At 24.1% G+C, this 13,284-nt stretch carries 12 protein-coding genes; 10 read left to right on the top strand and 2 right to left on the bottom strand.

The window, feature by feature from the left end:
• Positions 1-178 precede the first annotated feature (178 nt).
• The 3 genes from ACJA22_RS00425 to ACJA22_RS00415 all read left to right on the top strand — a co-directional run bounded on the left by ACJA22_RS00425 (position 179) and on the right by ACJA22_RS00415 (position 3,077).
• On the top strand, positions 179-961 hold the full coding sequence (locus ACJA22_RS00425) for an Mbov_0400 family ICE element protein (protein ID WP_406617177.1): 783 nt from the start codon (positions 179-181) through the stop codon (positions 959-961).
• 48 nt (positions 962-1,009) lie between these two features.
• Positions 1,010-2,200, top strand: coding sequence for an Mbov_0401 family ICE element transposase-like protein (locus ACJA22_RS00420; RefSeq protein WP_406617176.1), 1,191 nt, complete (start codon positions 1,010-1,012; stop codon positions 2,198-2,200).
• 475 nt (positions 2,201-2,675) lie between these two features.
• The gene (locus ACJA22_RS00415) at positions 2,676-3,077 is read left to right on the top strand and encodes a hypothetical protein (protein WP_406617174.1); all 402 of its coding nucleotides are present in this window, start codon (positions 2,676-2,678) and stop codon (positions 3,075-3,077) included.
• Here ACJA22_RS00415 and ACJA22_RS00410 read toward each other — a convergent pair.
• Positions 3,066-4,718, bottom strand: coding sequence for an IS1634 family transposase (locus tag ACJA22_RS00410; RefSeq protein WP_406616757.1), 1,653 nt, complete (start codon positions 4,716-4,718; stop codon positions 3,066-3,068). The genes ACJA22_RS00415 and ACJA22_RS00410 overlap by 12 nt on opposite strands.
• Positions 4,719-4,840: 122 nt before the next feature.
• On the opposite strand from ACJA22_RS00410, the gene ACJA22_RS00405 reads away from it, so the two are divergent.
• The 7 genes from ACJA22_RS00405 to ACJA22_RS00375 all read left to right on the top strand — a co-directional run bounded on the left by ACJA22_RS00405 (position 4,841) and on the right by ACJA22_RS00375 (position 11,637).
• Positions 4,841-6,577 carry an Mbov_0397 family ICE element conjugal transfer ATPase gene (locus tag ACJA22_RS00405; RefSeq protein ID WP_406617173.1) on the top strand — a complete coding sequence of 579 codons (1,737 nt, stop codon included), beginning with the start codon at positions 4,841-4,843 and terminating at the stop codon, positions 6,575-6,577.
• A 64-nt stretch (positions 6,578-6,641) separates the two neighbouring features.
• Entirely contained in the window at positions 6,642-7,448 is an 807-nt protein-coding gene (locus ACJA22_RS00400) for an Mbov_0398 family ICE element protein (RefSeq protein ID WP_406617172.1), read from the top strand.
• Positions 7,449-7,516: 68 nt separating this feature from the next.
• Positions 7,517-7,705 (top strand): hypothetical protein, encoded by a 189-nt coding sequence (locus ACJA22_RS00395; RefSeq protein WP_406617171.1) that lies wholly within the window; start codon positions 7,517-7,519, stop codon positions 7,703-7,705.
• A 129-nt stretch (positions 7,706-7,834) separates the two neighbouring features.
• Positions 7,835-8,224: a single-stranded DNA-binding protein gene (locus ACJA22_RS00390; RefSeq protein ID WP_406617170.1), complete on the top strand. Its 390-nt coding sequence runs from the start codon at positions 7,835-7,837 to the stop codon at positions 8,222-8,224.
• On the top strand, positions 8,181-8,861 hold the full coding sequence (locus ACJA22_RS00385; RefSeq protein ID WP_406617169.1) for a hypothetical protein: 681 nt from the start codon (positions 8,181-8,183) through the stop codon (positions 8,859-8,861). The genes ACJA22_RS00390 and ACJA22_RS00385 overlap by 44 nt, the downstream gene beginning before the upstream one ends.
• Positions 8,843-9,778, top strand: a complete 936-nt coding sequence (locus tag ACJA22_RS00380) for a hypothetical protein (protein WP_406617168.1) — start codon at positions 8,843-8,845, stop codon at positions 9,776-9,778. Before ACJA22_RS00385 ends, ACJA22_RS00380 begins: the two co-directional genes overlap by 19 nt.
• The gene (locus ACJA22_RS00375; protein WP_406617583.1) at positions 9,712-11,637 is read left to right on the top strand and encodes an Mbov_0399 family ICE element protein; all 1,926 of its coding nucleotides are present in this window, start codon (positions 9,712-9,714) and stop codon (positions 11,635-11,637) included. The genes ACJA22_RS00380 and ACJA22_RS00375 overlap by 67 nt, the downstream gene beginning before the upstream one ends.
• Here the strand turns inward: ACJA22_RS00375 and ACJA22_RS00370 are convergent.
• Positions 11,626-13,278, bottom strand: a complete 1,653-nt coding sequence (locus ACJA22_RS00370) for an IS1634 family transposase (RefSeq protein ID WP_406617167.1) — start codon at positions 13,276-13,278, stop codon at positions 11,626-11,628. The two genes, ACJA22_RS00375 and ACJA22_RS00370, sit on opposite strands and share 12 nt — an antisense overlap.
• Between the last annotated feature and the right edge of the window lie 6 nt (positions 13,279-13,284).

Below are 13,284 nucleotides of genomic sequence, written 5' to 3'. Positions count from 1 at the left end.
AATAAAAAAATATTTTTTTCTATGATATGATATTTTTAATTAACTTAAGAGGACATTTATGGGTAATCGAACAGTAGGCAGCCCATAAATCTAACATTTATAATGCCTAATGATAAGTCTTAAGTTGTAGTTCGTCTTAAAAAGAAGCATATGCTTCTTTTTTTGTATAATTTTTATTATGAGTTTAGATTTATGAAAACCATTAAAAATTATCAATCCATTATTAGAAGATATTTTTAATTTACCAATAGATGGAAAAGTATTATCTAATAAAAAAATTCAAGTACACCCATTAATTATTTTTGAAAATAAATCAGATAAAACATATTATTGTATTCGTTTACAAACAGCTAATAAATCAACAATAAAAAATGACATTTTAATTAACGATAAAACATATCAAACTAATGATTATTGAAAAACTCATCAAGGTGTAGCAGTAACTAAAGACATATTTATTATCGACAAGGAATTATTAGAAAATAATATTTATCAAGATATTTATGAAAGCACTATCGAACTAAATGATAGTGATAAAAATTTAATCATTCAAGATTTAGATAAAAGAATTAATTCTATTCCGCCAAATTTAAATATTTTGAAGATATCAAATAATTTAGAACATAATTTAGTTTTATATACTAATGATAATTTAATTGCTAATCAAATATTTTCTACATTATCTAATAATCGAATTAAGCAATCGACTAAAAATTATTATGCTTATCATTTTAACAAAGAAAAATTTCTAAATGATACAAATGAATTAAACAAAGAACATACACAAGAAGCTTTAAAAGATATTAAATTATGTATCGATAAAGAACAAAATATAGCTAATGAATATTTTTTTCAATATGAATTAGATAAGGATTCTGGAAATTATTTTATTCTTAATCAAGAAGAGAATACTAATTCTAATGAAGAATCAGAAGAAGAAACGAAAGGACGTTCACGTTAAAACTATAAAGCTAGTTTATTCTAGCTTTTTGTTTTAATTTTATTTATTATGACTACAGATTTATTTGTTAATGGTGTAAGTGAGAAAGATATTTTATCTACTGGACAAATGATAATAGAAAAATTAAATGATGAAGAAGAAATATTTCGAACCAAAACTAGATTGGAAAATGAAGAATATAAAGATTGAATTGTTTCGGATCGAAGAATTAAAACTATTATTATCGATGGCGAAATATATACTATCAATTTAACTCAATATTTAGATAAAAAAACAGGTAAAAAATTTACATATTATCATAATGAAATATTGAAATTAATGGGTAAGAAAAGATACTGATTAAGCAGTGTTTTAGTAGCAATAAAAAGCCAAAATTTAAGACGTAGAAATAAGGAACAAAATGAAGCTTTAAAAAGCAAAATTCCTTATGATATTTATCATTATTATTTAAAAATAAAATACATAACTTTTATGGTTCAATACGATAAATTTTTAACTCAAAAATATCAAACAATTCAGATAGAAAATGATGATGCTTTTATACATTTAAATAATGGTAAATATCGAGTAAGAATGGTAGGAATTCATAATGGATATCAGGATAAAAATAATCATAAATTATTAAATAAAACAATTATTTTTCAGTTTGATAAGAATGCTTTAACTTATCAAAATATGGACTTTTTAACTAACAAAACTAAAGAAATAATAGATAAATTTTATACCTATAAAAATATAAATTTATCAGGTGATGGTGCTAGATGTATTACAAAATTTAGTCAAAATATTAAAGCTATTAGACACTATGATAAGTTTCATTTTCATAAAATTTTGTTCAATTGTTTTGGTTATAGTAAGAATAAAAATAAACAAAATAAAAATATTTTTGGAAAAGAATTTGGCAATCAATTTCCTTTATTTTTATGATTTTTGCAAAATAAAAAATATGATGAATTTGAAAATTTATTGAGAAAAAACATTGATTTTTTAAAGAAAAACAAAATATCAAAATTAAAAATTTGAGAAATAAAAAGCTTATTAAGACTGTGAAAAAATAATAAAAACTATCTTATAAATACCTATGAAAATGCTAATTATTTTGGTGGAAATGCTGAAACTTTTATTGGACATTACTTAAAAAAATATACAAAAAATGCATTTTCAAGACAAAATATTAATCTTTTAAAACTAAAAATTCTATTAAATATTCCTAAAAATATAAACGTGATCTTCTTATAAAATCACGTTTTTTTATTGCCTTTTTATTTTGAGTTTGCGCTTTTTGTAAAAAATTATATATAATTACATAGTAATTATATATAAAAGTTGTTAGTGCTAACAATTAGCAAGCACTTTTTTTAAAAAATCAAAAAGTGCAAACTGAAGTGCATGCGAAAATAATATATTATTACTTTGTAATAATATATTAAAAGGGAAAAACCGCACTACGGTAAGTAGTTTTAGCGGTTCTTCCCTTGCCCTATTCAAGGGTGCGCGCCCGCATACGCGCGTATATAGGGCCACTTTTTGTGCTTGCACTAGTGCAAACTCAAAAAACAATTTATATTATTTAATAAAAATTTTGGTAGAATTATATTGATAAGAAAAATCACTTTATGATTTTGCTAACCCTACATTTTCCTACACATCCGATAATTTACAAATTGAAAGTTATTGTAATGAATTAGAAGCTAAATATAATAATGAAAATTCTTTGGATGAATTATTTATTTATGATAAAGTCATTATTAAAAATGATCATTTAATGATAAATAATGAACTAGTAAAAGTTAGTTGTTTAAATACTTTACCATTTGAATTAAATGATAAGTGAATAAAAACATTGTTTTCTATTAAAGGAACTTGTGTATGAAATAATTTTCCTTTATCTGATGATTTTGCTAATAAAAAATTAGATAAATCAATTCTCGCTTCTATTGACACTACTAATGCAGTAGGAAGTCCTGTTTCTAATATGGTCGGGTCTATTGATGAACAAGCTACGACAGAAATGGCTTTACAAGTAAACAGAGACGCCCGAGTTTCCAACTTTTACAATGTAATTTTTAACAACTCATCTGTTTGATGAGCTGTTTTTAATAATTTAAAATTTTAATTCATTTAAAATTCTTAAATATGTTTGATAATCTTGAATTGCTTGATTATTGTTGTCGTTAATAATATATTCTTCACTTTCAATTTTTCCGTCAATAATCTTGCATGTTTTGATTGTTTCTTTTATTACATCTTGTAATTTTTTGATTGTGATTTTTTCATCTACAACACCGAGTTCTTTCAAACCTTTGTTTAAATAATAAATAACAAAATTTAATAAAACAAGAGATAAGAAGCAAAGTACGAAATGACCTTCAATATGCTTTTCACTTCATACATAAATAGGTCTTACAGCTAAAGCACTTTTTAAAGCTCTAAAGTTTGATTCTATTTGTCATTGTTTTGAATATAAATTCACAATTTCTTCAGGTGATAAATCAAATCTAGAGGTTTCATAAGCATAATATCCGTCAAACTTTTCATCTTCGATAATTTTGTCATAGTTAAGTTTGTAATAACCTTTACCACCAACTTTTTCGAAGAATTTAAACTTCTTTTGACCGAACATTACTTGATCATGAACTAGTCCGTCTTTATCTTGTCTTTTAATAAAATTATCGATTAAAATTTGTCTATCATTTTTATCTTTTAATGCTCTTTTTTTACTATATGTTACTACCAATCTTCTCTTGTGTCCGTTTGCTCTTCTATTCTTTCAAAACGAATAAAAAGTAGTTTCTTTATATTTAAAATTATTGTCTCCAAAATAGCCGGATTCATCTATTGCAAAGGTCTTTCGGTCATTTGAAGCCGCTTTTAATCTATAAGATAAAATGTAATCAATATCGTTATCTTCTAAGAATCTTATGTTTCTATTTGTACTCATTCCTCTATCAGCAATGAGTGTTACTTTGTTTAATTCATATTGTGATTTTATATTCAAAATAAAATTAATAAATGTTGATGCATCAGCAGTGTTCCCTTTGAATAATTTATAGTGAATTGGAATGCCGTTTTCATCTGTTGCTAAACCTAAAACAATTTGATCTTCTTTGAATTTTCCATCTTTAGAATAACCTGGATATCTCAATCCTTCTCTTACAAAACTTTCAAAATATACCGTTGAAGAGTCGTATCAAATAATATCTATTTTTCTATTTTTATCTTTGATCAATGTATCGTTAACACTCTTTAAAATGTTATTTTTATTTTCAGCTAAATAGTCTAAAGTATTATAAAATGTCGTCTTTTCAACTTCTAAATTTATATTGAATTTGTCTTTATTTTTAAAGGATGAAAGCATGCTACCCGGATTTACAATTCTATTTGAAATCATATATTTTAATAAATCATTTAAATACTTGGATTTTGATACTTTAGCATCTTTAAAAGGATTTAATTTTTCTAAGAAACTGTATAACAAATCATATCCATAATTGAACTGTTTTGTTTCAATTTTAACCTTGCTTATATCTAACTCTAATTGTCTAATTATCATATTTCTATCTCAATCAGTATTGTAGTTTTGAGATAGTTTTTTAATTTTTTCTACTGGATCAGAACAATATTTTTCTCATTTTTCAACTGTACCGATACCGATAGATTTCTTATAACCTTTGCCAAATCCTCCTGAAAGTGCTAAAGATAAGTAAGTAGAGTTCTTATTTTTTCTTGAAATTAATAGTCATTTGTCTTTTTTCATATCTTTATTATACCACAAATTACAATGTAATTATGTAAAAAAATAACTTTTTTTATTTATATATAAATAACACTGAAAAAAGTAATAAAAAAGAGCTCCAACTTGGAAACTCAGGAAAAACATTGTTTTCTATTAAAGGAACTTGTGTATGAAATAATTTTCCTTTATCTGATGATTTTGCTAATAAAAAATTAGATAAATCAATTCTCGCTTCTATTGACACTACTAATGCAGTAGGAAGTCCTGTTTCTAATATGGTCGGGTCTATTGATGAACAAGCTACGACAGAAATGGCTTTACAAGTAAACAGAGACGATTACAAACTTTTTGATAGTAATTTCTTTTTTGTGATTAAAGATCAAGATATAGCCAATTTAAATAATAAATATCGAATTGCTAAAAATATAGCAAGCAAAAAGAATATTACACTTAATGATTTGAGATATCGACAATTATTAGCTTGATCTGAAGTATGTAATTATCCATTTGAAAGATTAGACCAAGAATATTATCAAATTACTTCGATTAATTTGGCTTTAGGTTGGCCTTTTGAAAGTGAAAACCATAATGATAACAATAACTTATTATTAGGTTTTACAGAGAACACTAGAACACCTATTAGTTTTAGATTATTTGATATGTATCACTCGAATCGAACTAATTTTAATATGTTTGTTAATGGAACTAGTGGTATGGGTAAAACTACTTTTACGAAAAAATTATTAACTTCTATTTTAGCTGCTAATAATAAAGTTGTAGTTATTGACCCACAAGGTGAATATACTGATATAGCTACAAAATTAAATGGACAAATTATCGATTTAGGAGCAGGTAAAAATACTATTATTAATCCTTTACAAGTTAGAAATACTTTAAAAGATTCAATGAAACATGATGTAGTTTCTTTAATTAATAATCATTTATCTTGATTAGAAAGTTTTTTTAAAACACTTTTAAATTTAGAATCTCATCGTTGAATTTTGCTTCAAAATGTAATTAAAGATTTCTATAAAGAAAATAAAATATATGAACTTAATGATATTGAGCATTTAAAGGCTTCTAAATGACCTACAATGAGTGAGTTGATAAAATATATGTCTAAATACAAAACTAATCATTTAAATAACCCTATGGCTAAAAAGGCTATTTTAGATGAATTAGTAGAGAACTTAACTTTTTCATTTGAAAATGATGGAAGATATCAAAATTTGTTTAATGGCCATTCTAATATTAAGCTTGATAATGATTTTGTAGTGTTTAATACACAAAATCTTATTAATGGTGCTGATAATACAGGTGCAAAATTAGGAACAATGTGTTTATTAAATTTTGTTAGCGAAATTGTTTTTAATAATTGAATGAATAATGAAATATTAAAACGAGAGTATATTGCTAAAAATAATATTCGATTAATGAATGCTAAACAAATTGAAGATACTATTAAATTTTGTGCTGTTATAGTAGATGAAGCACATTTATACGTTGATCCTGATAATCCTTCGATTTTAAAATATATGGTTCAAATGACTAAAACAGTTCGGAAATTTAATGCAGGTATGATTTTTACTACTCAAAATCCAGGTGATTTTACCATTACTAGTTCTACAGTCGAAGATGCTTCTAGAATTATTCAAAACTCTCAATATTCAGTATTTTTTGGGCTTAAAGATACTGATATAGAAAAAGTTCAAACTTTATTTAAAAATTCTAATCAATTATTAAATAGTGAAATTAGATATTTGACTAATCATAAAAAAGGAAGATGTTTGTTTAATATTAGTTCAAATAAACGTATTAGAGTAAATATTTATTATAACCAAATTGAACAAGAGATGTTTTTTACTTATGCATCAGACTAGCACGCGTAGGCACGTGTGCATATATTAATAGGCACACGTTCGAACGTGCGCAAGAAAGGAAATTATGAAAAAGAAAAATAAAATTAGTGATAAAACTATCGAAACATTATTACCATCAGAAGAAAGATTGCAAGAACTCGAAAAAGAAAAAGAAGTTAATGATTTCATTGATGGTATTAATTTAAGTGGAGATAACCAAATAGATAATATTATGAATTCTTTAAACACAGAAAAAGCTAAAGAAAAAGAAATGACTAAAAAAGAAAAATTTAGAGATAAAACACAAAGTGCTTATGATGCTCAATTTTCCGGTCGTTTTACTGAAGCTGAAGATGTAGGAATGTTTTACCGCTGAAAAAAAGAAATTGAAAAGAATGGCAAAACAGTTTATAAAGAAATAAATAATATTATTCGTAGCTATTTATTAGCAAATGAAAAAAAAGAAATAATGCGTGAATGGAAACACGATTTATTTCAAGCTTTAAGAAAAGTAAGTTGATCGGCCTTAAGTCCATATCAATTACAAATAAATCGAAGATTTAGAAGTATGGATATTGAATTGTCGATTATTAACTTAAAGCTTAATATGATTATTAACGCTTTATTTAAGAGCAATGATGAGTTAGAAAAAGAAATAGATAATCCTAGTTCTGAAATACTTACTGAATCTAAATTCTTTGAAAAAACAATTAGAGGTGCGGTAAATAAACTATCTCAAGATTGAACTAAAAAAATAGCTAAGAAAATTCAAAATGGTGAACGTGCTTGAAATGATTTTTTAGCTAGTTTAAGTGAAAATGAATTTGATGATATTTTGGAAGAAATAGGAGCTACTAATTCTACTGTTCAAGAACAAATTGAAGAAAAATAAGTTTTAGCACGTGTGCGTATATTAATAGGCACATGCTCGAGCGTGTGTAAGACAAAAAAGGATTTATTATGACTTATGATTTTGAATATTCTTTATTTTGTGATTATTGTGGTGAAGAAGAATGTGAAATTAAAATAACTTGTTATTACAAAAATAAGGAGGATCAATTTTTTTATGTAAGAGATTGTGATCCTATTTCATTTAGAAATAAAAAAATACCATTAAAAATTAGAAAGGTTTTAAACAATGATATATAAATGTTGCTTTTGCAAAAAACAAATTAATAATGAGCAATATTTTTTAGATACAAAAGAAGGTATTTTAAAATTTTGCTCTGCTGAATGTGAAACACATTATATAAAACTAAATTACTAAGGAGAAAAACTATGAATAAAGTTATATTAAGTGGTCGAGTAGTTAATGACGATTTTAAATTATTTGAATCAGAAAAAGGAACGTCTTTAACTTTTAAAGTTGCTTTAATTGAAAAAAGTAAAAATACTAATTTCGTTGAAATTGTATGTTTTAACAAAATAGCTATGAATATTTCTAAGTATATTAAAAAAGGAGATTTATTAGAAATAGAAGGTAAGTTAAATAATTCTAAATATATTGACAAAAATGATGAAACAATTTACAAAACAGAGATAGTAGCAAAAAATATTACTTTCTCTGTAAAAGCTAAAAAGAATAAAAATTTAATTAATAATGAAATAGAAAATGAAGAAAATAATGACTTTAACGAATTTGGCTTTAAAACAATTCAAGATGAATAAAAATAAAAAATTATTAATAGTTGGAAGTTTAAGTTTAGTTTCAGCTTCTTTATTTTCTATAAGTAGTAGTGTTTCATATTCAAAAAGAGAAAGTACTACAAATAAAAACTTCAATAATTTAAACAATTACAAATTTTTATATAAATTTACTGAACAAAATTTAAAAATGGATTATAAAATAAGAACTTTAACAAAAACAGAAAATAAAACATTAAATTATTATGATGCAAAGATTAAAAAAAATGATTCTTGAGGCATAAATAGACATATAGCTGTTGGCAGAACAAAAGGATACTCAAATGGTTATTATACATCTAGCAATGAAATATTAAAACATCGCCCTTTTGTTGGTTTTTCAAATGCTGATAATCATTTAAATATGAATTTATCATACAAAACAGGAACATCAATGATTGATTATGAAAGTATGATAAATAAAGTTGATAAATGAGGTTGACTATATAAAAATGGTACATATTCAATTAAAGAAGACTATATGTCAGATACAAGTTTAGAAGATAATATTTTTAATTTAAATAAAAATTTATTTGATATCGGTTATTATTCCTTTTTAGAAAAAAACATAGAATCAATTTTATTAATTCTAATTTTGATTCTGTGTTTAATGAAGCTATAAAACTTGATAACGGTAAGGGTTTTGAGTTTAAATATGCATTCAAAGATGGGCATTTTAATTGATATAATTATTATGTAGCTTATATGAAAAATTTTAATATCAGTTATGAAAAAGAAGCTTATTTAAAATATATAGATAATCGTTTTTATAATACAAATATTAAAACAAACCGAATTATAGATTTATTTAAAGAATTAAAAACTTTCTGTAATGAATCAAATATTAATAATGATATTGAGAATATATGCAATGGTAAAAAATGGATTGAAATTGAAAGTGATTCAATGGGCAACATTAATACAAAAATTGATACCTTAGTTTTTAAAAATGGAATTTCTAATATTGAAAAATTGAATATTTTATTCAACAAAATATTTACAAAAAAAATAAATAATTTCAATTTTGAATATAAATATGTGCCATTAATAAAACCTGATAATAAAATTGATATTTCAATTCAATTATTAAAAGTAATTGATGTTGCAAATTCAAATATGGATATGATTATTAATTTAAAAGATTTCGATGAAGATAAAGAACATAATAACTTAAAAAGAAGTTTAAAAGAAACTTTTAATTCTATTACAAATGATAAAGAAATTCTTTGACAACAAGCCTTTAGTTTTCTTTTTCAAATAACAAAAGAAAAACAAATAGTATTGAGAGAAAAAGAAACAGTCAAATTTGTAGAGAGTGATATATACAAAAAATATTCATCAGATTCACTGAAAGCTAAATTGCAAATTACAAAATCAAAAGTTCCAAACAACTACAAATTATCAGATTTAAATTCAAACACTAATTATTATGATGATAAGAAGGAAAGTGTTTTTTTAAGGAAGATGAACCAATTAAATTACCTGATAATGAAGATGATCCAGATAAAGATAAAGAATGATATGGCGGAAAATGATTAATTCATGGACCAATTGATATAAATTACCGGAGCTCAAAAAGTGAAAATGAGATTATAACTGTTAATGGTCAAAAAATAGATGTATTGAATTTAGAATTCAACAAAAAATTAATTGATAATAGAAAAAATATCAAAGATGATTCAAGAATAGGATTACAAGAAGGATTAGATAAAGATAAATTTAATAGTACTAATTCAGTAGCTAAAAATGAATATGTTATTGAAATTAAACAATTTGCGGTTGGAACTAACAATACAGGAGAGCCAATTAAAAGATATAAAGTTATTTATAAAATAGTTGAAAAACCAACAAATCAAATATTTAAATATTATGGATGAGATCCAGATAAAAATCCACATCAAAAAGAATTAATTACTAAATATATTTTAGATTCAAAAGGTGAAATAAAAAATGATAAAGATGGTAATCCTATAAAAAATCCTAAATATAATCCATTATTAAATCCAACAACAGGAACCAAAAAACAAATAATTTGAATTAATAATTCTTCATTATCTAAAAAAATTAAAGAAAAATTATCTTTTGTTTATCCTTGTTTGCCTAACGGAAATAAAATTTTAGATTATGGAATAATTGCAGAAGCTTCTGTTTTAGGAATGGGTGCTTTAAGAAATATATCAATTGATAAAGACATACAACAAGCTTCTGGAGCAAAATATTGAAAGTGTAAAATTGGAGATTTTAGAATTAATAATGATCAAACTAAAACTTTAGAATGAACAAAAGAAAATGATATTCAATTAACAGAAATACCCTTAACTAATGGAACTTCAGAATTTAGTTATATGTCTGAGGAGGGACTATGAATTGTATTCACTGATATCGATTCTAGTATATCTAACGTACAATTAGTTTTAATTGATAAGAATAATAAACCAGAAAACTTTTTTACAGATGAAATAAGACATGCAAAAGATAATCACGGAATAGAATTAATTAATAAATTTAATAAATTTTGAAATTCTACAAATGCAATAAGTGAAGCTTTTTACAATTATTTATATTGAGAGGATAATATATCTAAAGAAGAAGCTCAAAAATTAAGCTATGAGTCTTTACTAGAAAAATATCAAAGATTTGTTACATGAAGTCAAAGATATGATCTGCCTGATATAATTCCTGCTGAAATACAAAATATTGATTTATTTAGTGATTCATTTATGAAATGAAATAAATTAAATAATTTAAATGGAAATACAAATACAGAGCGTATAGAAAAAACAATTATTGATTATATTGAATTTAATTTAAAACAATCTGCAAAACTTAGTGAATATTTTCCATATCAAAATGAGTGATGAAAAGTTAGTTCGAATAATTGATTTATAGAAGAATGAGCTGATCAAAATTCAAAAGCTAATTGATTAAAACAAGCGGCTGAGGTTTATATTTTTAATACTAAAGAACAAAAAGAATACAAAGGAATTAATTTTACTCTTAGAGGAAATGGCAAAATAGCAAACCAAAAAAGAAACTTTAATATTAGAAATGAAGCTTGACATATTTATAATCCTCCCATTGATTTATCTAAAATCGATATTCAAGATAATTTAACTTTTAATATTTCAAAACAAAAATTCGAAGGTAAAAATATACCTGAAGAAGTTGCTGATGAAAATTATCGAAAAGCTATTGAAAATAAAGTATTAAGTTTTATTAATTTTCAATTGTTAGAATATAAAAATAAAACTAAAAAAAATGGTAAAAAAATCGAAATGATTTTAGGTAAAGATTTAGAAATAGCTAATTTTAATGAAGCCCGAGTTTCCAACTTTTACAATGTAATTTTTAACAACTCATCTGTTTGATGAGCTGTTTTTAATAATTTAAAATTTTAATTCATTTAAAATTCTTAAATATGTTTGATAATCTTGAATTGCTTGATTATTGTTGTCGTTAATAATATATTCTTCACTTTCAATTTTTCCGTCAATAATCTTGCATGTTTTGATTGTTTCTTTTATTACATCTTGTAATTTTTTGATTGTGATTTTTTCATCTACAACACCGAGTTCTTTCAAACCTTTGTTTAAATAATTAATAACAAAATTTAATAAAACAAGAGATAAGAAGCAAAGTACGAAATGACCTTCAATATGCTTTTCACTTCATACATAAATAGGTCTTACAGCTAAAGCACTTTTTAAAGCTCTAAAGTTTGATTCTATTTGTCATTGTTTTGAATATAAATTCACAATTTCTTCAGGTGATAAATCAAATCTAGAGGTTTCATAAGCATAATATCCGTCAAACTTTTCATCTTCGATAATTTTGTCATAGTTAAGTTTGTAATAACCTTTACCACCAACTTTTTCGAAGAATTTAAACTTCTTTTGACCGAACATTACTTGATCATGAACTAGTCCGTCTTTATCTTGTCTTTTAATAAAATTATCGATTAAAATTTGTCTATCATTTTTATCTTTTAATGCTCTTTTTTTACTATATGTTACTACCAATCTTCTCTTGTGTCCGTTTGCTCTTCTATTCTTTCAAAACGAATAAAAAGTAGTTTCTTTATATTTAAAATTATTGTCTCCAAAATAGCCGGATTCATCTATTGCAAAGGTCTTTCGGTCATTTGAAGCCGCTTTTAATCTATAAGATAAAATGTAATCAATATCGTTATCTTCTAAGAATCTTATGTTTCTATTTGTACTCATTCCTCTATCAGCAATGAGTGTTACTTTGTTTAATTCATATTGTGATTTTATATTGAAAATAAAATTAATAAATGTTGATGCATCAGCAGTGTTCCCTTTGAATAATTTATAGTGAATTGGAATGCCGTTTTCATCTGTTGCTAAACCTAAAACAATTTGATCTTCTTTGAATTTTCCCTCTTTAGAATAACCTGGATATCTCAATCCTTCTCTTACAAAACTTTCAAAATATACCGTTGAAGAGTCGTATCAAATAATATCTATTTTTCTATTTTTATCTTTGATCAATGTATCGTTAACACTCTTTAAAATGTTATTTTTATTTTCAGCTAAATAGTCTAAAGTATTATAAAATGTGGTCTTTTCAACTTCTAAATTTATATTGAATTTGTCTTTATTTTTAAAGGATGAAAGCATGCTACCCGGATTTACAATTCTATTTGAAATCATATATTTTAATAAATCATTTAAATACTTGGATTTTGATACTTTAGCATCTTTAAAAGGATTTAATTTTTCTAAGAAACTGTATAACAAATCATATCCATAATTGAACTGTTTTGTTTCAATTTTAACCTTGCTTATATCTAACTCTAATTGTCTAATTATCATATTTCTATCTCAATCAGTATTGTAGTTTTGAGATAGTTTTTTAATTTTTTCTACTGGATCAGAACAATATTTTTCTCATTTTTCAACTGTACCGATACCGATAGATTTCTTATAACCTTTGCCAAATCCTCCTGAAAGTGCTAAAGATAAGTAAGTAGAGTTCTTATTTTTTCTTGAAATTAATAGTCATTTGTCTTTTTTCATATCTTT

The organism is Mycoplasmopsis adleri (assembly GCF_045276205.1).
Taxonomy (GTDB): Bacteria; Bacillota_I; Bacilli_A; order Mycoplasmatales; family Metamycoplasmataceae; genus Mycoplasmopsis; species Mycoplasmopsis adleri.
This window is presented reverse-complemented; position numbering and strand designations above follow the sequence as displayed.